Origin of the sequence: Marinobacter zhejiangensis, assembly GCF_900114775.1 — a bacterium.
Lineage (GTDB): Bacteria > Pseudomonadota > Gammaproteobacteria > Pseudomonadales > Oleiphilaceae > Marinobacter > Marinobacter zhejiangensis.
The window spans coordinates 447,426-467,971 of the sequence record NZ_FOUE01000002.1; the positions used below are offsets into that span (position 1 = coordinate 447,426).

Sequence of the window (20,546 nt, forward strand, 5' to 3'; positions counted from 1 at the left end):
CTGTAGGCCCACTCTGTCTAGTATTTGCTATGGGGCAGTGGCAACCTGACTCCATCCGAAACCGATTTTCTTCTGCAACCGGAAACTTTGTCATGGCCCTACTGTTGGAACAGCTCGATACGCTGATTGATGATATGAGACAGGCGTTGGTAAAAGACGACTGGGAGGCTCTGGCGGTTCTGGATGGAAACGTCCGGCCGTTGGTTGAATCGTTGATGGCTGAAGTGCAGGACGGATTGGTCTCATCGGCGGTGGTTGAGGAAAGACTCCAGGCGTTGTTGGTGGTATGCCAACAGGCCCAGGCCGGTGCCGAAAATGCCCGTGATCAGGCGCGTAGTGCGCTGGAAGGGATGAGGCGAACGTCCAGCGCGGCGCGCACCTATCAGGACGTATCCCGTGGGCGTTCCGGATAATTGTCATGTTTTGGCGTCATAAAATTGACTCGCTGTGGTTAACCGTCTTAAATACCGCTCAAGATGACGGGAAATTGCGCGCCGGGCCCCGAGGGATGCTGGGCCGTTGATAGCAGGGTTTAACGCGAGAAGGTTGAATGTCAAAAAATAACAATGTGCTGGTGCTGAGTGAAGACGAGATTCGCAGCAGGGATATCCAGACGATCCTGGAGTTTGTCGGTGAAGAACAGGTAAGCACCGGCCGCGAAGCCGCCGATATTCTGGCTAATGGGAATGTCGAAACCCTGGAGCCCTTCGCTGTCGCTATCGTTAACGGTGATGATGACGGCGCCGAGCAGGTGATCAAGGCGATCTACGCGGCTGATGGCGGGCTGCCTGTGCTCCTCCTCGGCAACCCGGATTTCAAGGGGCTGTCAGAAGATGAGTCGAGTCGCATCATTGCCCGCCTGGAGTGGCCCCTCAATTACACCAAATTTGTCGATTCACTTTACCGGGCACAGGTTTTCCGGGATCAGTTTACCCGTTCCCGGGGGCGCGGCCTGCAGCGTGGGGTTCAGCTATTCCGCAGCCTGGTGGGGACCAGCCGTAATGTTCAGGGTGTGCGCCAGTTGATGGAGCAGGTGGCGGATAAAGACGTCAGTGTTCTGATCACCGGTGAATCCGGTACCGGCAAGGAAGTGGTTGCCCGGAACCTTCATTACCATTCCAGTCGTCGTGAGAAACCCTTTGTCCCTGTAAACTGTGGGGCTATTCCCGCCGAACTGCTGGAAAGTGAGCTGTTTGGTCACGAGAAGGGGGCCTTCACCGGCGCTATTACTGCGCGAGTCGGGCGTTTCGAGTTGGCTGAAGGGGGCACTCTCTTCCTTGATGAAATTGGTGATATGCCTCTCAATATGCAGGTCAAGATCTTGAGGGCTCTGCAGGAACGTACCTTTGAGAAGGTTGGTAGTAACCGCACCCAGGCGGCCGATGTCCGGGTGATCGCGGCCACTCACAAGAACCTTGAAAATATGATCGAAACCGGGGATTTTCGGGAAGATCTCTATTATCGCCTTAACGTATTTCCGATTGAGATGCCCGCGCTCCGTGATCGTGTCGAAGACATCCCGCTGTTGATCAATGAGCTGATCTCACGAATGGAAAAAGAAAAGCGTGGCTCATTGCGAATGAATTCCGCAGCCATCATGAGCCTGTGCCGCCACGACTGGCCCGGTAACGTGAGGGAACTGGCCAATCTCGTAGAGCGGTTGGCAATCATGCACCCTTACGGAGTGATTGGCGTGCAGGAGCTTCCGAAAAAGTTCCGCTACGTGGATGACTTCGACGAGAACCGGCCGGTGGAAGACAGTGGCATGCCGTCCGGGGTGCCGGGGCTGGTGGGCCTGGATGCTCCAGCGTTGCTGCCGGTGAATGGTATTGACCTCAAAGACTACCTGGCCAACCTGGAAAAGCAGCTGATCCAGCAGGCGTTGGATGAAGCGGGTGGGGTGGTTGCCCGTGCAGCCGAGAAGCTGCGGATCCGTCGTACCACGCTGGTGGAAAAAGTCCGTAAATACGGGTTGCGGCAGGACGAATCAGAAGAAGCCTGATCCTGAACGTGGCTTTAAAACGGCGTCAACGCTTTGTTTTCGCCGTTTCTTCTCCCCCTTGATAGCGACAAAAAAACGTCACTTCTCTCCGTTCCAGTTTTCTTTGCTACTGATTTTTAAAGAAAAATTAAGACTGGCATAAATCTAGCTGTAGTCATGGCAATTGATTGCGCCTGCCTTGTTGTTGGCGCTGCTACTCGTTAGGGGGAGCCATGAGCCAGCTACAGTCCTACGCCCAGTCGGCGCATCCAGAGGCCATCAACAATGCTGCGGCCGATGCCAATGAAAAAGTGACCGCACTGTTTCCGCCGCAGGCGGATCGAAAAGCTGTCGGCACGGCGCTGGAACTGTTCAACCAGATGTCCCGGCAAATCACGGACTCCTACCGAACCCTCGAATCCCGGGTTAACCAGCTGTCGGGCGAACTGTGCGCGGAAAGCCAGCAACGTCAGCGGGAGCTGGAAGAAAAAGAGCAGTTGGCAGATCGCCTGTCTACCTTGCTGTCGGCGTTGCCAGCGGGTGTGGTGGTACTGGATAGCCAAGGCGTGGTTACCCAATCCAATCCTGCTGCTGTTGGGCTGCTGGGTGAGCCTCTGGAAGGCGAGCGCTGGGTTAACATCATTCAACGCTGTTTCGCACCGCGCCGGGATGACGGCCACGAAGTGTCGCTGCGGGATGGTCGTCGGGTCAGTATCGAGATCCGCACCATGGAGAATCAGCCGGGCCAGCTGATCCTGCTGACCGACCTGACAGAAACCCGTCAGTTGCAGAGTCAGCTGGCCCATGCCCAACGGCTTTCTGCCATGGGCAAAATGGTTGCTTCGCTGGCCCACCAGATTCGAACCCCTTTGTCCGCCGCCATTCTGTATGGCGGACACCTGTGCCAGGACGATCTCGACAGTGAGCTGCGACAGCGCTGTGCCACTCGTCTGATGTCCAGGCTGACCCACTTGGAGCAACAGGTTCGGGACATGCTGATTTTCGCCCGTGGTGAGACCCGTCTTGCAGAAGAGCTTTCGACCCGCTCGCTGGTCCAGGGATTGAGGGCGGCTATTGAAGGGCTGAACCTGCACAGTGGGGTAGTGGTATCACTGAACGCGGAGATTCCTGAGCATTATTTGCTGTGTAACCGGGACGCCCTGGTCGGCGCCTGTAGCAACCTTGTGAACAACAGTATTGAAGCGGGCGCAGAAAAGGTGGATGTGACTCTGAGTACTGACGGCGACCAGCTGAATATTCAGGTTGCCGATAACGGCCCGGGCTTTTCGGCGTCCCAGGCGGCTCAGCTGATGGAGGCGTTCTATACCACCAAATCCCATGGCACCGGGCTGGGGCTTGCCGTCGTCCAGGCGGTTGTGAAAGCCCACCAGGGAACGTTCTCCCTGCAGGCGCCAGAAACCGGAGGTGCCTGCGCGACCATCAGCCTGCCGCTGGCTGGCCGAGGTGCGGGAACCGTTGAACACCGTAGTCAATAGGCGGAGGTAATCATGGCCAAGGCTCAGATCCTGATTGTTGAAGATGACCGAGACCTGCGAGAGGCGCTTGTTACCACGCTGGAGCTGGCCCGTTACCGGGTCCGGGAGGCTGACAGCGCTGAACAGGCGTTGCTTCGTCTGGCGGAAGAGCCGGTCGATATGGTGATCAGTGACGTCAATATGCCGGGCCTGTCCGGTCACGAACTGCTCGCGGAGGTACAGCGGCTGTATCCCGGTCTGCCAATGATGCTGATGACTGCTTACGGTCAGATCAGTCATGCGGTTGCTGCCATGCAGGCTGGGGCGACTGATTACCTGGTCAAACCGTTTGAACCCCAGGTGTTGGTTGAGGCGGTTAGCCGGATTGTCGGTGGAAACCAGCAAAAGCGGGCGGATCAGCCGGTAGCGGAAGACCCTGTCAGCAAGCGGATGTTCCAGTTGGCTTGCAAAGTGGCCGCCAGTGACTCCACGGTGATGATCTCCGGGGAGAGTGGGACCGGTAAGGAAGTTCTGGCTCGCTATATTCACCAGCAATCACCACGGGCTGAGGGTCCGTTTATTGCCATCAACTGTGCCGCGATTCCAGAGAACATGCTTGAGGCAATCCTGTTTGGGCATGAAAAAGGTGCCTTCACGGGAGCCCATGCATCGTCACCCGGAAAGTTCGAGCAGGCTAACGGCGGAACCATCCTGCTCGATGAAATATCGGAGATGGACCTTGGCTTGCAGTCCAAGTTGCTCCGGGTGCTTCAGGAGAGGGAAGTGGAGCGGGTTGGCGGTCGCAAGACCATTGCCCTGGACGTTCGGGTCATCGCAACCACCAACCGCGAGCTGTCCCAGTACGTACGGGAAGGTAAATTCCGGGAAGACCTCTACTACCGTTTGACGGTCTTTCCCATGCAATGGCAGCCACTGCGAGAGCGGCCGTTGGATATCATGCCATTGGCCCAGGCGCTGTTGAAGAAGCACAGCCGCAAGATGAAACTGACCGGCATCACCTTTGCTCCTGATGCCAGGGCAGCCCTGATGGGGCACCCCTGGCCAGGCAACGTTCGCGAACTGGACAACGCGATCCAGCGCGCCCTGGTGCTGCATCAGGGCAACGTCATTCGTGCCGGTGATCTGTGTCTTGATCTTGGCATTACTGGCCAGGTCGGCAATGTGGTTCCGGTGGCAGCCCCTATGGTGGACCTGCCGCCCGAGCCGGTTGCTGACCTTCCTTCAATGAATCCCGTTGCTGATGAAGGCCTGGGTACTGTTTTGCCTGTTGGGGAGCCTGGTTCCCTGGGCGATGACCTGCGTCAGCAGGAATTTCGCATCATCATTGACACCTTGCGCCGGGAGCGGGGGCGCCGCAACCGGGCCGCTGAGCAGCTGGGGATCAGCCCCCGAACCCTGCGTTACAAGCTTGCCCAGATGCGCGAATCCGGTATCGATCTCGATGCTGAGCTGGCCATGGCGTAATCGTCCCGGTATTTGAGCGAACTCCTTCGTGCGGCGCCTTTTGCGCCGCTTTTTTTTGGGAGGACGGCTGTCAAAACTTTGTCGCGCGCTCAGTAAATCTCACTTCCCCTTTAATTAACCTTATGTAAATTAACAATAATATTGTTGTGGCCTGGCTTTTGCCTAAGGGGTAGTAGCAACAGATTTGAGACAAAGCGGCGGCCACACAGGGGCGCCGTCCTGGGGAGGAGTCATGGTACAGCGCGCCGACATCAATAATGTGCTCTCAGAGATGCGTAACCTGCGTTCGCAAATGATGCAGAACCAGCGCGTAGAGCAGGACAATGCCATCCGGGGACGAGTTGATAACCCGGCCAGGGTCTCCGAACCGCGGGATGTGCCGGCATTCTCTGACATGCTGTCCCAGGCTGTGGGCGGCGTCAACGAGCTTCAGCAGAACGCTAACCAGCTACGTACCGCCTATGACATGGGAGATCCCAACGTGGACATCACCCGAGTCATGATTGCTTCCCAGAAAGCCTCAGTCTCCTTCGAGGCCTTGACCCAGGTACGTAACCGGGTGGTTAAGGCCTACGAAGACATCATGAACATGCCGGTGTAATAGCGGAGTCCAGTCATGTCCACCGTACCAGCCGAAGCAACGAACGTGAGCCAGCCACCGGCAACGACTGACCAACCCGCAGGACTGGAGAGCCGCAGCGATATGCTGCTGGGCTTCAACCGGTTGGCCCTGTTCCGCCAGATCGGCCTGATGGTGGGTCTGGCCGCGAGTGTCGCCCTGGGCGTTGCCGTTGTGCTGTGGGCGCAGGAGCCCAATTACCAGCCCGTTATCGGTGACATGTCCGGGTATAACCCTCAGGACGTTACCTCTATCCTTGATCAGAATAATATCCAGTACCGCATGGACCCCCGCAGTGGTGCGCTGCTGGTGGCTTCGGACGAAGTCTACAATGCCCGCCTGAAGCTGGCGGCAGAAGGTGTCACTGACGACCGTACCATCGGTTTTGAACTGCTGGACCAGGAACGTGGGCTGGGCACCTCCCAGTTCATGGAAACCGTCAGTTTTCGTCGTGGCCTTGAAGGTGAGCTGGCCCGCACCATCAGCAGCATGCGCAATGTCCGCAGTGCCCGGGTCCACTTGGCGATCCCCAAGCAGTCGGTGTTTGTGCGTGACGCCCGGACACCCACCGCCTCGGTATTCCTTGAGGTGTTTGCGGGACGACGTCTGGAACGGGAGCAGATCAACGCCATCGTGAACCTGGTGGCCGGTAGCATCCCGGAACTGGACAAGGACAATGTCACGGTGGTCGACCAGAGCGGCAACCTGTTGACTGGCCGGAGCGAAGATACCGGTCGCCAGCAAATGCAGGATCAGTACGAATACAACGCGCGGGTTGAGGAGCGCCTGACCCGTCGTGTGGCGTCAATTGTTGATCCGATTGTGGGCGACGGCCGCTTCCGTGCAGAGGTTACCGCGGACCTGGATTTTTCCTCCGTTGAGCAGGCCGAAGAGTTGTTCAACCCGGATCAGCAGGCGGTTCGCAGTGAGCGTGAGCTGACCGAACAACGTGCCAGCGGTTTTATGGGCGGTGTTCCGGGCGCTTTGTCGAACCAGCCGCCCGGCGCTGCATCCGTGCCTGAGCAGGCTGCTGCCGGCGACGGGGAAGACGCACAGCCAGCCCCGGTGAATGTGCGCAGCGAATCTACCCGCAACTATGAGATGGACCGCAGCGTCAGCTACGTGCGCCAGGAGCAGGGCCGGATCAAGCGGCTGACGGTGGCGGTGGCGGTTGACGATATGAAAGTCATGGACCCGGAAACCGGTGCCATCAGCTACCAGCCTTGGCCGGAACAGGAGCTGCAGCGCCTGACCATGTTGATTCGTGATGCAGTGGGCTACTCGGCGGTCCGGGGTGACAGTGTGACTGTAATGAACACCGCCTTTGCCCCCCAGCAGGCAGTTGAATTTGAAGCGCCGGCATTTTGGGAGCAGCCCTGGTTCTGGAACCTGCTGAAGCCGGTATTGGCCGGTTTGGCTATCCTGGTGCTGTTGCTGGTGTTGCTGCGGCCAACACTCAAGAGTTTATCCGAGGCTGGCCGCAGCGAACGTGGTGCTGGGCTGGAGGATGGCAGTTACGATGATACCCAGGGGCTGGGTAGCGATGCGGCCCTGAGGGACGCGCTGACATCCCAGGATGAACTGCTTTTGCCGGGTGCAATGGATGGCTATGATAGGCAATTGAATGCACTGAAAGGGCTGATTACCGAGGACCCTGCCCGGGTTGCCCAAGTGATGCGCCAGTGGGTAAATGTCGATGACTGAGCAAATGAACCAACCGGGTGAGGCGACGAAAGTCCGTCGCAAGATCCCCAGAGTCGAGCAGGCTGCGATTCTTCTGATGACGCTTGGCGAGTCCGATGCGGCAGAAATCCTCAAGCACATGGGGCCCAAGGAAGTGCAGCGGGTCGGTGTGGCCATGGCCCAGATGAAGGACATCAGCAAAGACGATGTCACCTACGTGCTGGAGCAGTTCGTAGATGCAGTAGGCGGCCAGACCGGTCTTGGGGTTGGAAATGACGATTACATCCGCGCCATGCTGACCCAGGCCCTGGGGGAAGACAAAGCGGCGAGCCTGATTGACCGGATTCTGATTGGCGGCAACACCACCGGGCTCGATACCCTGAAGTGGATGGAGCCTCGCGCTGTCGCTGACATTATTCGCTATGAGCACCCGCAGATTCAGGCCATTGTGATCTCCTATCTCGACCCTGATCAGTCCGCCGAAATTCTGGCGACCCTCGATGAAAAGGTACGCCTGGATGTGATGATGCGGGTGGCCTCCCTGGAAAGCGTTCAGCCCCAGGCCCTGCAGGAACTGAATGACATCCTTGAGAAGCAGTTCTCGGGCGGCTCTGCGGCCCAGACCTCCCGCATTGGTGGAATCAAGCGCGCTGCGGACATCATGAACTTCATGGACCGCAGTGTTGAAGGCAGCCTGATGGATTCCATCAAGGACATGGACCCGGACCTGGCGTCGACCATCGAAGACCTGATGTTTGTCTTCGATAATCTCAAGGATATTGACGATCGTGGTATCCAGGCGCTACTGCGGGAAGTGTCGTCGGAAGTGCTGGTGGTGGCCCTGAAGGGGGCAGACGAGGCCGTCAAGGAGAAGATCTTCAAAAACATGTCCAAACGGGCGGCCGAGTTGTTGCAGGATGACCTGGAGGCCAAGGGGCCGGTTCGGGTCAGTGAGGTTGAGACAGCACAGAAAGACATTATCACCATTGCCCGCCGGATGGCTGAGGCCGGTGAAATCACGCTCGGCGGTGCCGGCGAAGAAATGATGTGATGAAAGACGATCCCCGTAACCGTATCCCGTCAGAACAACTCACTGCTTATGAGCGGTGGGAGCTGCCCCTGCTGGACCAGCAGGGCAACGAGGTGGTGCGGGAAGAGGAACGTGAGGTCAAGCCGCTGACTGCTGCGGATCTTGAGGAAATACGTCAGGCCGCGTGGGAAGACGGGCACGCGGAAGGTAAGGCTGAAGGTCTCCAGGCCGGTCATGCGGAAGGTCTGGAAAAGGGCCATCAAGAAGGTCTGGCTCAGGGGCTGGCGGAAGGCCGGAGTCAGGGGCACGAAGAAGCATTGGCCCAGACTCGTGAGGACGTGGAAGGCAGGTTGGAGCGCCTGCAGCAGTTACTTGGTGAGCTGCTGGTCCCGATTCAGCGCCACGAGGATGAGCTCGAAACAGCCCTGGTCAACCTGACCACCGTACTGGCCCGGGCGGTGATCTACCGTGAGTTGGCGATGGATTCATCCCACATACAAGCGGTAGTCCAGCGCGCCATGGCGTCGCTGCCATCCACCAGCGAGAACGTACGCCTACTGGTCAATCCCGCCGATGCCGAGTGGGTGGCCCAAGTCGCTTCACAGTACGATGCGGGTGCCGCTATTGTTGAAGACACGTCAATCCTGCCGGGCGGGTGCAAGCTGGAGACTCGTCACAGCCTGGTGGACTTCACCGTAGAAAAGCGCTTCCAGAAGGCCGTCCAGAGCATGCTGGATCAGCAACTCGACAGTGATGACCCGGGGGATAGCGCTGAGCTGGACGCGATGATGGGCGACCTGACTGACTTTCATCGCGACGTCTTGTCGACACCCGGAACCCAGGGGGATGACAGTGACAACGTCCCTGACTGACCGACTGGCCCGCCTGAAGGACTACGTACCCGAACATCCGGAGCCGGAACTGTCTGGCCGGCTAACCCGAATGGTGGGGCTCACCCTGGAATGTGTGGGTTGCCCCATGGTGGTGGGGGACCGCTGCCTGATTGAGGGCCAGGCTACCGGTGCCGTGGAAGCCGAGGTGGTGGGGTTTGAGGACGACCGTGTTTACCTGATGCCATTAACCGCTATTGAAGGACTAAGGCCCGGCGCCCGGGTTGTTCCTTTGTCAGCGGCCAGCCGGGTACCGGTCGGCCCAGAACTGTTGGGCCGGGTGGTCAATGGCACGGGTGACCCGCTGGATGGGAAGGGCCCGCTGAAGGCCCAGGCCCAAGTCTCGCTCTCCGGGGAAATCATCAACCCACTCAACCGCGCACCGGTCCGCCAGTCGATGGACGTCGGTATTCGCGCGATCAATGCGTTAATGACGGTCGGGCAGGGGCAGCGTCTCGGACTGTTTGCCGGCAGTGGCGTCGGTAAAAGTATGCTGCTTGGTATGATGACCCGGTTTACCGATGCTGATATCACGATCGTCGGTCTGATCGGAGAGCGGGGCCGGGAGGTCAAAGAGTTTATTGAAGATATTCTGGGTGATGAAGGGCTGGCCCGGTCGGTGGTCGTTGCGTCACCGGCGGACGACTCTCCCCTGATGCGCCTGCGTGCCGCCATGCTGACCACCCGAATTGCCGAATACTACCGAGATCAGGGCAAACGGGTGTTGCTGCTGATGGATTCATTGACCCGCTATGCCCAGGCCCAGCGGGAAATTGCATTGGCCGTTGGCGAACCCCCAGCCACCAAAGGCTACCCACCCTCGGTCTTTGCAAAACTGCCGCAACTGGTTGAGCGGACAGGCAATGGCAAACCCGGCGGGGGTTCCATCACCGCGTTCTACACCGTACTGACCGAAGGCGATGATCAGCAAGACCCCATCGCGGATGCGGCCAGGGCCATTCTGGATGGCCATATCGTACTGTCACGCCGGTTGGCGGAAGAGGGTCACTATCCGGCCATCGACGTTGAGGCCTCGGTCAGCCGGGTTATGCCCCAGGTGACTGAGGATAGCCACTTTGCTCGCGCCCAGCGCTTCAAGCAGGTGTATTCCCGCTATCAGCAAGCCCGGGACCTGATCAGTGTTGGCGCTTATGTGCCGGGCTCTGATCCTGAAACCGATTTTGCCATTGAGCACATCGACGCCATGCGACAGTTTCTGAGGCAGGGGCTGCGTGAAAGTTCACCGTTATTGACCTCCATCGATCAGCTCATGCAAGTTGTTCCCGCTCCAGCGGGTACGGAATCTCCAAGGCCTACAGGAAGGGCTGAGTAGTGTTGCGCTCAAAACGCCTTGAGGTCGTTCTGACCCTGGAAGAGCGGCGCGAGAAGGCGGCTCTGGAAAAGCTTGCGGAAGCCCGCCAGGGCTGGGAGCGGCATCGTCAACGACTGGATGAATTGCGTAGTTACCACGCTGACTATCGAGAGCAGATTCGTCGTGGTCAGCAGGGGGTGGTTCAGGTCCGCCAGTTGCAGGGGTGGCAGGCCTTCATTGCCCAGCTGGACCAGGTGATCGCACAGGCGGAACGCCAGTTGGAGCAGGCGGCCCGGGTGATGGAGGAAAGCCGGAAAGTCTGGCTGCTGGCCTACGAACGCCGGCGGGGCATGGACAAGTACATTGTGCGGTGCCGGGAGCAGGAGCAGCGCACCCAGGAAGCGAAGGAACAGAAGCAACTGGATGATGCGGCCAGTCGTATGCTCACCCGCCGGCGCCCTTGATGGGTCGCAACCACTAAAAACCAGGTGCATTTTGTGGCTGCTGGGCTATCCTTGGACAAGGCATGCAGTGCTGTTGTGTCGTCAGTGTATTTAGTGATGGAGGAACCGGGATGCCGATACAGACGCGCCGTAGTGATGATGGCCAAACCTTGACCATAAAAATTGAAGGGCGCTTCGATTTCAGTACCCACCAGTCATTCAGGGACGCCTACGAGCATAACGACAGTCATATTGTGGGTTATGTTGTCGATATGTCCGAAACGACCTATCTGGACAGCTCGGCGTTGGGGATGCTGTTACTGCTGAGGGACTTTGCCGGTGGTGATTCCGCGCAGATTTCCATCGAAAACTGCAATGGCGACGTTCGCCGAATTTTGTCCATTTCCAATTTCGAACAGCTTTTTTCGATTCGCTGATCCATTGAACCCCATTGGAGCTGGTCGTGGACGACGCGTTTCCTGAACAGGGGTCTTTGCGGATATTGATCGCTGATGACAGCGATACCGACCGCCTGATTCTCTCCAAGCTTGTAGAACGCCAGGGCCACAAACCGATCGGCGCGGCCGATGGCGATGAGGCGGTGGCCCTGTTTTGCAAGCATGATCCCCATATTGTGCTGCTGGACCTGATCATGCCCCGAATGGATGGCATGGAGGCTGCCCGGCAAATCAAGATGCTTGCCGGGGAAAACCTGGTGCCGGTCATTTTCCTGACCTCCATATCGGACGCCCGTACCCTGGCAAAGTGCCTCGAATCCGGCGGGGATGACTTCCTGTCCAAACCCTACAACCGGGTGATCCTCGAAGCGAAGATCAATGCCTTCAATCGCATGCGTTTGATGCACCGGACGCTGACCCAACAGCGGGACCTTATTCGCAACCGCAACCGTAAACTGCTCCAGGAACAGGAAGTTGCCAAGCGGGTCTTTGACAACGTTGCCCATACCGGCAGCCTCAATGCAGAGAACCTTCGCTACCACGCCTCACCACTGTCGATTTTCAATGGTGACGTGTTGTTTGCCTGCCGGCGGCCTTCCGGTGGTATGCATATCCTCGTTGGTGACTTTACCGGCCACGGTCTACCCGCGGCGATCGGCGCTATGCCAGTGGCAGAAATATTTTATGGCATGACCAGCAAAGGGTTTGGTTGCGAAGACGTACTCCGTGAAATCAACCAGAAGCTCAAACGAATCCTGCCGGTGGGCATGTTCTGTTGTGCCGCTTTTATCCAGGCGGACTTCAGCATCAACCAGCTGAGGGTCTGGAATGGCGGGCTTCCCAATGGCTACCTGATTCGGGGTGACGGACGGCGTGAGGTTCTGCGCTCCCGTCATTTGCCCCTGGGGGTTCTGAGTCCCGAACGCTTTTCGGTTGACGCTGAAGTAATCAGCACGGATCCCGGAGATGTGTTGCTGGTGGCGACCGATGGTATTGTCGAAGCTGAAAATGCCGAAGGGGATATGTTTGGCGAGGAGCGATTGCTCGCGACGCTGGATTCGGTAATGGCGCCAAGACAGGTTTTTGACGCGGTGATGGGGGCTGTGGGCCGCTTCGCCAGCGATCTCAGGACCCAGGATGATCTGACCGTCTTTGCGCTGGAAATGACCGAGACCGATGAGTCCAGCGAGATGAGTGCGGGCTTGACGCTGTCGGCGGTATCCGGGGCGACGGAATGGTTGTGCCATTATGAACTGTCGGATCAGACCCTGGGACAGTTCAACCCACTGCCTCTGCTGCTGCACATTTGTATGGAGGTGCCAGGGTTGAGGCATCGCAGTGGTGAGGTCCATACACTGCTGTCGGAATTGTATACCAACGCGTTGGAACACGGCATTCTCAAGCTGCCATCAGAGTGGAAAAACACGCCAGAGGGATTTGGCCGCTACTATGCCGAGAGGGCGCGGAGGTTGGAGCGGATTCGCGGGCAGAGCATCCGATTCACGCTCCGCCACTCGCCAAGCCGGGACGGTGGACGCCTGGTGATTGAGTGCCATGATACCGGTGAAGGTTTTGACTATCAGGCAGTTCTCCAGCATGATCACGACCCACAATGCCGCTATGCCGGACGTGGCTTGGTGCTGTTGCGGCAGCTCAGCCATTCACTGACGTTTCATGGCAACGGCAATCGGGTTGAAGTTGTATATGATTGGAGTTTTACATAAATTGACTGTGTTCTCAGGGAATAGCTTAGGGGCTGGTTATGACTGAAAGACCACACTTGGACGAAGAAGCTCTGGCTGAGTTGAAGGAGGTGATGGAGGACGAGTTCAATATCCTGATTGAAACCTACCTGCAAGACTCCCAAGACCGGATTGCTGCCCTGCAACATGCCCTCGTTGCCGGGGATACAGAAAGCTTCGCCAAGTCTGCGCACAGCTTCAAAGGCAGTTCCGTCAATATCGGCGCCCCTCAACTCGGCGCTTTTTGTCTGGACGCTGAAACGGCGGGCCGGGATGGTCGCCTCGAAGATGCCAGTATTGCGCTCGAGCAAATCGTTGTTGAATTCCAGAACGTTCGCGTGCTTTTTCAGCAGTTGCTCAACTCCTGATTCTTACACCCCTCTTCCATTTTTCTGGCATCCCTTTTGCGTTACTCCTGAAAATTACCGAGTAAATGTGCCTGTGGGCACGTATTCGATCGCAAAGCGGCAAGAGGTTGCCATGTCTGGAATGGTATTTCCCCAAACCCCTGCGCCTGCCGAGGCAGGACAAGCCAGTGAGAACCGGGCCTCTGTTGCCCGTGACAAGCACGGCGACAGCGAATTTGATTCGGTTTCCCGTCAGGAGCGTGACCGGGCGGAACGTCGCCTGGACGCCAAACGGCAAGAGCGTGCCGATCAGGCTGAAAAGGCTCAGCATGCCCGTGCTGCCAATCAACCGGAAAAGCCGGACAGAGCGGACGCTACCGACAATGTCTCGGAAGCGTCGTCAGCCAATAGCGGGCACCCTGAGGATGCGGGGACTGCCGAGCACGAGGAGAGTAGCCAGAGTGTTGAGGCTGGCGGGCAAGCCCAGCAACCGACGGACCAAGAGACAGGCTCAGACCCACTCTTGGCTGAGGGGGACGCCGGGGTGGTGGTGTTTACGTTTGCCGACCTCCAGTCCATGGTGATGGCCGGGGAAAGTGATGAGCCCGGCAGTGCGGCAGTGACGCTAGGCGGCAAGCCTGGGGTACTACCGGGGGCAGCGCCGGCGGTAATGGATGGCCTGCAGGGTCATGCCGGAGCCAAGTCGCTGCTACCAGGGCAAACGGCTGCTTCTCTGGGAGACGGCGTGACGCTTGCACTGAACGCTGATCCCGCCCGCTCGGCAGACCTGAGCGCGGTGCGGCTCGGAGGGGAGCTCGGAGCTGCGGTGTCGCCATTGTCTTCTGGGGCGCAACGCCCGCCAGAGCAGGCCATGATGCTCCGGGGCTACGCCACCAGTGTTGAACTGCCTGTTGGTCACGCTGAGTGGGGCGATAAGGTTGTGGGTAAATTAACCTGGCTGACCGCCAACAAGATGGGATTTGCCGAAATTCACCTGACTCCGCCAGATATGGGGCCTATGGAGGTCCGGGTTCATGTGAACCGTGACCAGCAAGCCACGGTGAGCGTCCACTCCGCCAACCCTGTGGTGAGAGATCAGTTGGAACTGCACAGCCACCGCTTGCGGGATATGCTCAGTGAGCAGGGCATTGACCTTGGTCAGTTCGATGTTGCCGACCGGGGAGCCCAGGGAGGAGGTCAATGGTCCTTCCAGGGCGATGGTGACGACGCGGGAAGCGGCCGGGGTGGTTCTCCAGCGCTCGCTGAAGACGGCATGAGCCTTGAGGCTGACAACGGCACGGTTGAGCTGACCTGGAAAGGTGAACTGGATCTCTACGTTTGACCTTCCTTGCTCACGGGGTCGTTCTGGCCTCGTGAGCACTCCCCGCGAATCTACCTCCCCTCCTATTATCCCTCTTTGCTCCGACCCTGCCGGGAAGCTAAACTGCTGTTTTACTGAGGCCGTGGTGCCTTTGTGGCCCGCTGTTTGCTTATGCTTATCATATGCGCCGAATAACGCGGATTCTGACAATTTTCTGACAGACGTATCTTATGGCAGACAATAACGGGGCTGACCAGGCGCCCAAGAAAAGTAAACTGAAACTGATCATCCTCCTGGTGTTGGTCGTGGTCCTTGCCGTGGGGCTGTCCATTGCCGGTACTCTGTGGTTCCTGAAGGACCAGGGCGATGACAGTGCTCCAGAAGCCGGATCGGATCCGGCGGAAGAGGTGTTCCAGCCCAGCCAGTATTTTGTTCTGGACAAAGCCCTGGTCACAACGGTGCAGTCCCAGGGACGTCAAAGATACGTTCAGGTGTACCTCGCCTTTGAAGCCGATGATCCGGCTGCCCTGGCGGCGACCGAATTGCATCTGCCCCTGCTGCGTAGCCAGCTGATCAACGTGCTGGCGGGCAGTGACTTCATGGCCCTCCAGGCGGCAGGCAGCCGGGAGCAGCTGGCTGCAGAGATGTTGGCGATGGTGAACGGTGTACTTGCTCAGGAAGGGGCGCCCGCTCTGAAGGGCGTGCTCCTGCGAAACTTTGTAATGCAATAATGGCCCGGTAGACGGGTAGCTGAGGACGGGCAGGATCGACTATGCAGGATTTACTGTCACAGGATGAAATCGATGCCCTGTTGCATGGTGTGGATGACGGCGACATCGATACCTATGATGATGCCGAAGACGAAGGGGTAAAGAGCTACGATCTGGCCAGCCAGGACCGGATTGTCCGTGGCCGTATGCCCACCCTCGAAATGATCAACGAGCGTTTTGCCCGTTACACCCGTATCAGCCTGTTCAATCTGCTGCGGCGCAATGCTGACGTCTCCACCGGGGGCGTTCAGATCATGAAGTTTGGTGAATACATACACACCCTTTATGTGCCGACCAGTCTCAACCTGGTCAAGGTGCGTCCGTTGAGGGGCACAGGCCTGTTTATCCTCGACGCCAAGCTGGTGTTCAAACTGGTGGACAACTTCTTCGGTGGCGAAGGGCGTCACGCCAAAATTGAAGGACGGGAATTCACGCCGACTGAAACCCGCATCGTCCAGATGGTGTTGGAGCAAGTCTTCCGGGACATGAAAGAGGCCTGGCAGGCCGTACTCAAGGTGGACTTCGAGTACCTCAACTCCGAGGTCAATCCGGCGATGGCCAACATCGTCAGCCCGAGTGAGGTGGTGGTCATCAGCACATTCCACATTGAACTGGATGGCGGCGGTGGCGAGCTTCATATGGCGCTGCCGTACTCAATGATTGAGCCGATACGGGAAGTGCTTGATGCGGGCGTCCAGAGTGACATCGACGACATCGATGAACGCTGGGTCCATGCCCTGCAGGAAGATGTCAAAGATATCGAAGTGCCTATCAATGCAACCGTCTGCCGTCGCAAGATTTCATTGCGTGACGTTGCGGATTTTAAGGTTGGCGACGTGATCCCGGTGGATCTGTCCCAGGACCTCACGGTCACCGCCAATGGCATACCCATCTACCATGCCTCTTTGGGTACCCGCGACGGAAAACTGGCGCTCAGGGTGAATAAGCGGGCTGATCGCCCGGTGGTCAAAAAACAGTTAAAGGTAGGGCGAAATGGCTGACGACGACAAGAAGGACGAGCAGGGCATGACCGAAGACGAGAAGCTCGCGGCGGAGTGGGAAGCGGCCATGGAAGAAGCCGGTGACAGCGCTGGTGACGCGGCGGGCGATGATTCCGGTGATGAGCAGGCCCGTGCTGACGAATGGGCGGCCGCCATGGCCGAGGCCGGGGATGCCGATGCGGGCGCGGTTCAGACGGCGCCGATGGAAGAGTTTGGCGAGGATGCCGGTATCGCGGCGACCGGCGGTAATGCTCCGGATCTGGATGTCATCCTGGATATCCCGGTGACCATTTCCATGGAAGTGGGTAACACCCAGATCCCAATTCGCAATTTGCTGCAACTGAACCAGGGGTCGGTGATTGAACTTGACCGCCTGGCAGGGGAGCCGCTGGATGTGCTGGTGAACGGCACTCTGATTGCCCACGGTGAAGTGGTCATGGTGAACGAGAAGTTCGGCATCCGGTTGACTGACGTGATCAGTCCGGCTGAGCGCATCAAGCGGCTGCAGAAATAGCATGGTTCGCGTGCAGGGGCTTATTGGTGTCGCCCTGATGCTGCCAGCGCTGGTGCAGGCGGCAGAAGAGGTCTCGCAGTCACCATCCCCGGTATCCAGCCCAGCGGGTAGCCTGGCGAGTCTGGGGCTTGGGTTGGTGGTGGTGATCGCGCTGATTTTTGGCTGTGCCTGGCTGGTGCGCCGCATGAGCGGGATCGCTGGCATGAACAGCCAGCTAATGAAAGTTGTGGCCGTCATGAACCTGGGCACCCGCGAACGGATTGCCCTGATCGACGTTGGCGGCAAGCAGATTCTGCTTGGTATCACCCCTTCGACCATTCGCACCCTTCATGTGTTTGACGAACCCGTTGCCAGCCCTGAGGAGCTGGCCTCCAGCGATTTTGCACGTCGCTTGCAAGGGATGATTGGCCGGTCGTGGAAAGGGGGAGCAACTTCCGGGGGAGACCCGTCTTGAAGCGTTTCTTGGTTGCCTTATCAGGCCTGGTTCTGGCCCTGTACCTGCCTTCGGCGTTGGCGGAGGTTCCTGGCATTCCGGCAATAACGGTCACGCCGGGAGAGGCTGAAGGTACTCAGGAGTACACCGTTACCCTGCAGATCCTTGCCCTCATGACCGCGTTGACGTTCCTGCCGGCGATGCTGATGATGATGACCTCGTTCACCCGCATCATCGTCGTGTTTGCCATCTTGCGGCAGGCGTTGGGCTTGCAGGCGACGCCGTCCAACCAGATCCTCCTTGGCCTGGCGTTGTTTCTGACCATCTTTATCATGAAGCCGGTGTTTGAGGAGGCCAACCGGGTTGCGCTCCAGCCTTACATGAGTGAGGAGATCACCTCATTGGAGGCGGTTGAACGCGCCAGTGTGCCATTCCGGGAATTCATGCTGGCACAGACCCGGGAAGACGACCTCATGCTGTTCATGCGCATTGCTGATGTCCAGTACGAAACCGCGGAGGACGTATCGTTCTGGGTATTGATGCCGGCGTTCGTAACCAGCGAGCTGAAAACCGCGTTCCAGATTGGCTTTATCCTGTTTATACCGTTCCTGATTATCGACATGGTGGTGGCCAGCGTACTGATGGCCATGGGTATGATGATGCTGTCGCCGATCATCATTTCACTGCCATTCAAGATCATGCTGTTTGTGCTGGTGGATGGCTGGGCCCTGATCATGGGTACCCTGGCCGCCAGTTATGGGATTTAGCCCGGTGACTCATCGGGAGGGGGCAGCGTCATGACACCTGAGGTCGTTACCGACATCATGCGCGATGCGCTCTGGATAATCGTCATGCTGTCAGGGGTAATTATTGGCCCCGGCCTGGTGGTGGGGCTTGTGGTCAGCACCTTCCAGGCGGCCACCCAGATCAACGAGCAAACCCTGAGCTTTCTGCCGCGGCTGATCATCACACTGTTGGTGATTATTTTTGCCGGGCCGTGGATGCTGACCCAGTTGATCGACCATGCCCATGGCCTGATCTCCAACATTCCCTACTTGATCGGCTAGGCCCAGTCATGGTTCCGGTTGGCTTAGGTGAAGACCAGATTGGCCAGTGGGTAGGGCAGCACCTGTGGCCGCTGTTCCGCATCGCCAGCTTCATGATGGTCATTCCTGTTATTGGTACCCAACTGGTGCCGGCCCGTGTTCGTTTGGGGCTGGCGCTGCTGCTCACCATCCTTGTGGTTCCGTGGGTGGGCGAAGTGCCACAAGTGGAAGCCCTGAGTGCGGACGCGGTGGTAATTACCCTCCAGCAGATCCTGATCGGTGTGGGGATGGGGTTTGCGCTGACGGCGCTGTTCCAGGTGTTTGTGGTGGCCGGGCAGATGATCGCCATGCAGATGGGACTGGGCTTCGCATCCATGAACGATCCCGCCAATGGGGTATCGGTTCCGGTCCTGTCTCAACTCTATACGATAACAATCACCTTGTTGTATCTGGCGATGAATGGGCACTTGGTGGCCTTTGAAGTGTTCGTTGAGAGTTTCCGTACCATTCCCATCGGCCTTGAGGGGCTGGGGCAGGGCGGGGTCTGGGCGCTCGCTCACCGGATCAGCTGGATCTTTGTCGCCGCTATGCTGCTGGCGCTGCCGGCGGTCACGGCGGTGCTGATTGTGACCATTTCCTTCGGTGTCATGACCCGGGCTGCGCCCCAGATGAACATTTTTGCCCTGGGCTTCCCTATTGCCCTGATGTTTGGCCTGTTTGCCATTTGGGTTCTGCAGGGCAATTTTGTGCCCCATTTCCAGCAGTACACTGAAGAAACCTTCGAATTCATGCGCCAGTTGCAGGGGCAGCCCTGAGGTAAGCGGATATGGCCGAAGAAAACGACAACAGCCAGGAAAAAACGGAAGAGGCCACCCCCCGACGACTTGAGAAGGCTCGGGAGGAGGGGCAGACCGCCCGCTCCCGCGAACTGGCGACCATGGCCGTGCTGATGGCCGGTGCTGGCGGGTTGCTGGTGTTTGGTACCAGTCTGGGCAAGGCCTTTGCCGATGTGATGCGCAACAGTTTTTCCCTGGACCGGGAAACGGTGTTCGACCCCCGCCAGATGAGCCTGCACCTGATCGACGCCGCCGGGGAAGCCTCTCTGGCCGTGGCTCCCTTGCTGTTGGTACTGATGGTGGCCGCGATCATCGGTTCGATCGGTATTGGCGGCCTGCTCTTCAGTGGTAAGGCCATTACCCCCAAATTTGACCGGATGAACCCCATCAAGGGGCTCAAGCGTATGTTCTCGCTGCGTTCGGTGGTGGAGTTGGTCAAAGGCATCGCCAAGGTTGCCCTGGTGATGGCACTCGCGCTGGTCATTCTGAATCTGCGCACCGACGACCTGCTGAGCATAGCGGACGAACCAGCCGTTCCCGCGATGAAACACGTGCTGTGGACGTTGGGGTGGACGTTCCTGCTGCTGTCCTGCGCCACCATCATCATTGCCGCCATTGATGTGCCTTATCAGATCTATGACCACCAAAAGAAACTGCGGATGACCAAGCAGGAGGTCAAGGACGAGTTCAAGGACACCGAGGGTAAACCTGAGGTCAAGGGGCGGATTCGCCAGTTGCAGCGGGAAATGGCACAGCGCCGAATGATGCAGGATGTCCCCGAAGCGGATGTGGTGATTACCAACCCGACCCACTACGCGGTGGCGTTGAAGTACGACCAGAAATCCATGGCGGCGCCCATTGTGGTCGCCAAGGGTGCCGACGAGATTGCGTTCAAAATCATGGAGATCGCCCGCGAGCACAAGGTGGAGGTCCTGCGTACGCCTCCTTTGACGCGGGCGGTCTACCACAACACCGAGATTGGCGGCGAAATTCCGGACGGCCTCTACATGGCGGTCGCCCAGGTACTTGCTTACCTGTTCCAGCTTCGCCAGTTCCGTCGTGGCCAGGGCGCCAAACCCGGTATGCCGGAATTCCCCATTCCCAATGACCTGCGACGGGACGTCTAACTCCAGGTCAGGATATCTAAACCCGGATCGCGA

The 20,546-nt window shown here is 58.3% G+C and carries 22 protein-coding genes; all 22 read left to right on the forward strand.

The window, feature by feature from the left end; translation table 11 throughout:
- Window positions 1–92: 92 nt before the first annotated feature.
- The 22 genes from fliT (at window position 93) to flhB (ending at window position 20,513) form a co-directional block, all read left to right on the forward strand.
- A complete protein-coding gene (gene fliT, locus BMZ67_RS07385) occupies window positions 93–413 on the forward strand; it encodes a flagellar protein FliT (RefSeq protein WP_092021306.1) in 321 nt (106 codons plus the stop codon).
- A gap of 137 nt (window positions 414–550) precedes the next feature.
- Window positions 551–2,002, forward strand: a complete 1,452-nt coding sequence (locus tag BMZ67_RS07390) for a sigma-54 dependent transcriptional regulator (protein WP_092021307.1) — start codon at window positions 551–553, stop codon at window positions 2,000–2,002.
- Window positions 2,003–2,214: 212 nt separating this feature from the next.
- Window positions 2,215–3,477 (forward strand): sensor histidine kinase, encoded by a 1,263-nt coding sequence (locus BMZ67_RS07395; protein WP_092021308.1) that lies wholly within the window; start codon window positions 2,215–2,217, stop codon window positions 3,475–3,477.
- A gap of 12 nt (window positions 3,478–3,489) precedes the next feature.
- Complete coding sequence (locus BMZ67_RS07400) at window positions 3,490–4,941, forward strand: sigma-54-dependent transcriptional regulator (protein WP_092021309.1); 1,452 nt, start codon at window positions 3,490–3,492, stop codon at window positions 4,939–4,941.
- A gap of 232 nt (window positions 4,942–5,173) precedes the next feature.
- Complete coding sequence (fliE, locus tag BMZ67_RS07405; protein ID WP_092021310.1) at window positions 5,174–5,542, forward strand: flagellar hook-basal body complex protein FliE; 369 nt, start codon at window positions 5,174–5,176, stop codon at window positions 5,540–5,542.
- A gap of 15 nt (window positions 5,543–5,557) precedes the next feature.
- Window positions 5,558–7,264: a flagellar basal-body MS-ring/collar protein FliF gene (gene fliF / locus BMZ67_RS07410; RefSeq protein ID WP_092021311.1), complete on the forward strand. Its 1,707-nt coding sequence runs from the start codon at window positions 5,558–5,560 to the stop codon at window positions 7,262–7,264.
- Window positions 7,257–8,294, forward strand: a complete 1,038-nt coding sequence (gene fliG, locus BMZ67_RS07415; protein WP_092021312.1) for a flagellar motor switch protein FliG — start codon at window positions 7,257–7,259, stop codon at window positions 8,292–8,294. The genes fliF and fliG overlap by 8 nt, the downstream gene beginning before the upstream one ends.
- A complete protein-coding gene (locus BMZ67_RS07420; RefSeq protein ID WP_092021313.1) occupies window positions 8,294–9,145 on the forward strand; it encodes a flagellar assembly protein FliH in 852 nt (283 codons plus the stop codon). The genes fliG and BMZ67_RS07420 overlap by 1 nt, the downstream gene beginning before the upstream one ends.
- Window positions 9,120–10,496, forward strand: a complete 1,377-nt coding sequence (gene fliI, locus BMZ67_RS07425) for a flagellar protein export ATPase FliI (protein ID WP_175481864.1) — start codon at window positions 9,120–9,122, stop codon at window positions 10,494–10,496. Before BMZ67_RS07420 ends, fliI begins: the two co-directional genes overlap by 26 nt.
- Complete coding sequence (gene fliJ / locus BMZ67_RS07430; RefSeq protein ID WP_092021314.1) at window positions 10,496–10,939, forward strand: flagellar export protein FliJ; 444 nt, start codon at window positions 10,496–10,498, stop codon at window positions 10,937–10,939. Before fliI ends, fliJ begins: the two co-directional genes overlap by 1 nt.
- 110 nt (window positions 10,940–11,049) lie before the next feature.
- Window positions 11,050–11,355, forward strand: coding sequence for an STAS domain-containing protein (locus BMZ67_RS07435; protein ID WP_092021315.1), 306 nt, complete (start codon window positions 11,050–11,052; stop codon window positions 11,353–11,355).
- A gap of 26 nt (window positions 11,356–11,381) precedes the next feature.
- Window positions 11,382–13,100, forward strand: a complete 1,719-nt coding sequence (locus BMZ67_RS07440; RefSeq protein WP_245749908.1) for a fused response regulator/phosphatase — start codon at window positions 11,382–11,384, stop codon at window positions 13,098–13,100.
- A 38-nt stretch (window positions 13,101–13,138) separates the two neighbouring features.
- Window positions 13,139–13,486, forward strand: a complete 348-nt coding sequence (locus tag BMZ67_RS07445) for an Hpt domain-containing protein (protein WP_092021316.1) — start codon at window positions 13,139–13,141, stop codon at window positions 13,484–13,486.
- Between the two features lie 112 nt (window positions 13,487–13,598).
- Window positions 13,599–14,807, forward strand: coding sequence for a flagellar hook-length control protein FliK (locus BMZ67_RS07450; RefSeq protein ID WP_175481865.1), 1,209 nt, complete (start codon window positions 13,599–13,601; stop codon window positions 14,805–14,807).
- Window positions 14,808–15,016: 209 nt separating this feature from the next.
- Window positions 15,017–15,517, forward strand: a complete 501-nt coding sequence (locus tag BMZ67_RS07455) for a flagellar basal body-associated FliL family protein (RefSeq protein WP_092021318.1) — start codon at window positions 15,017–15,019, stop codon at window positions 15,515–15,517.
- A 41-nt stretch (window positions 15,518–15,558) separates the two neighbouring features.
- Complete coding sequence (gene fliM, locus BMZ67_RS07460; RefSeq protein ID WP_092021319.1) at window positions 15,559–16,557, forward strand: flagellar motor switch protein FliM; 999 nt, start codon at window positions 15,559–15,561, stop codon at window positions 16,555–16,557.
- The gene (gene fliN / locus BMZ67_RS07465; protein WP_092021320.1) at window positions 16,550–17,071 is read left to right on the forward strand and encodes a flagellar motor switch protein FliN; all 522 of its coding nucleotides are present in this window, start codon (window positions 16,550–16,552) and stop codon (window positions 17,069–17,071) included. Before fliM ends, fliN begins: the two co-directional genes overlap by 8 nt.
- A gap of 1 nt (window position 17,072) precedes the next feature.
- The gene (gene fliO / locus BMZ67_RS07470; RefSeq protein WP_092021321.1) at window positions 17,073–17,525 is read left to right on the forward strand and encodes a flagellar biosynthetic protein FliO; all 453 of its coding nucleotides are present in this window, start codon (window positions 17,073–17,075) and stop codon (window positions 17,523–17,525) included.
- Window positions 17,522–18,271, forward strand: coding sequence for a flagellar type III secretion system pore protein FliP (fliP, locus tag BMZ67_RS07475; RefSeq protein WP_092021322.1), 750 nt, complete (start codon window positions 17,522–17,524; stop codon window positions 18,269–18,271). The genes fliO and fliP overlap by 4 nt, the downstream gene beginning before the upstream one ends.
- A gap of 30 nt (window positions 18,272–18,301) precedes the next feature.
- Window positions 18,302–18,571, forward strand: coding sequence for a flagellar biosynthesis protein FliQ (gene fliQ / locus BMZ67_RS07480; RefSeq protein ID WP_092021323.1), 270 nt, complete (start codon window positions 18,302–18,304; stop codon window positions 18,569–18,571).
- 8 nt (window positions 18,572–18,579) lie between these two features.
- Entirely contained in the window at window positions 18,580–19,365 is a 786-nt protein-coding gene (gene fliR, locus BMZ67_RS07485; RefSeq protein ID WP_092021324.1) for a flagellar biosynthetic protein FliR, read from the forward strand.
- 11 nt (window positions 19,366–19,376) lie between these two features.
- Window positions 19,377–20,513 (forward strand): flagellar biosynthesis protein FlhB, encoded by a 1,137-nt coding sequence (flhB, locus tag BMZ67_RS07490; protein WP_092021325.1) that lies wholly within the window; start codon window positions 19,377–19,379, stop codon window positions 20,511–20,513.
- Window positions 20,514–20,546: the final 33 nt, after the last annotated feature.

Bases quoted from the DNA above. Each gene is read 5' to 3' on its own strand.
- BMZ67_RS07400 (WP_092021309.1), top strand. From the start codon at position 3,490: ATGGCCAAGGCTCAGATCCTGATTGTTGAAGATGACCGAGACCTGCGA.
- fliR (WP_092021324.1), top strand. From the start codon at position 18,580: ATGGTTCCGGTTGGCTTAGGTGAAGACCAGATTGGCCAGTGGGTAGGG.
- fliT (WP_092021306.1), top strand. From the start codon at position 93: ATGGCCCTACTGTTGGAACAGCTCGATACGCTGATTGATGATATGAGA.
- fliI (WP_175481864.1), top strand. From the start codon at position 9,120: ATGACAGTGACAACGTCCCTGACTGACCGACTGGCCCGCCTGAAGGAC.
- BMZ67_RS07390 (WP_092021307.1), top strand. From the start codon at position 551: ATGTCAAAAAATAACAATGTGCTGGTGCTGAGTGAAGACGAGATTCGC.
- BMZ67_RS07455 (WP_092021318.1), top strand. From the start codon at position 15,017: ATGGCAGACAATAACGGGGCTGACCAGGCGCCCAAGAAAAGTAAACTG.
- fliN (WP_092021320.1), top strand. From the start codon at position 16,550: ATGGCTGACGACGACAAGAAGGACGAGCAGGGCATGACCGAAGACGAG.
- BMZ67_RS07435 (WP_092021315.1), top strand. From the start codon at position 11,050: ATGCCGATACAGACGCGCCGTAGTGATGATGGCCAAACCTTGACCATA.
- fliO (WP_092021321.1), top strand. From the start codon at position 17,073: ATGGTTCGCGTGCAGGGGCTTATTGGTGTCGCCCTGATGCTGCCAGCG.
- fliQ (WP_092021323.1), top strand. From the start codon at position 18,302: ATGACACCTGAGGTCGTTACCGACATCATGCGCGATGCGCTCTGGATA.
- fliG (WP_092021312.1), top strand. From the start codon at position 7,257: ATGACTGAGCAAATGAACCAACCGGGTGAGGCGACGAAAGTCCGTCGC.
- BMZ67_RS07420 (WP_092021313.1), top strand. From the start codon at position 8,294: ATGAAAGACGATCCCCGTAACCGTATCCCGTCAGAACAACTCACTGCT.
- BMZ67_RS07450 (WP_175481865.1), top strand. From the start codon at position 13,599: ATGTCTGGAATGGTATTTCCCCAAACCCCTGCGCCTGCCGAGGCAGGA.
- fliM (WP_092021319.1), top strand. From the start codon at position 15,559: ATGCAGGATTTACTGTCACAGGATGAAATCGATGCCCTGTTGCATGGT.
- fliF (WP_092021311.1), top strand. From the start codon at position 5,558: ATGTCCACCGTACCAGCCGAAGCAACGAACGTGAGCCAGCCACCGGCA.
- flhB (WP_092021325.1), top strand. From the start codon at position 19,377: ATGGCCGAAGAAAACGACAACAGCCAGGAAAAAACGGAAGAGGCCACC.
- fliE (WP_092021310.1), top strand. From the start codon at position 5,174: ATGGTACAGCGCGCCGACATCAATAATGTGCTCTCAGAGATGCGTAAC.
- BMZ67_RS07395 (WP_092021308.1), top strand. From the start codon at position 2,215: ATGAGCCAGCTACAGTCCTACGCCCAGTCGGCGCATCCAGAGGCCATC.
- BMZ67_RS07445 (WP_092021316.1), top strand. From the start codon at position 13,139: ATGACTGAAAGACCACACTTGGACGAAGAAGCTCTGGCTGAGTTGAAG.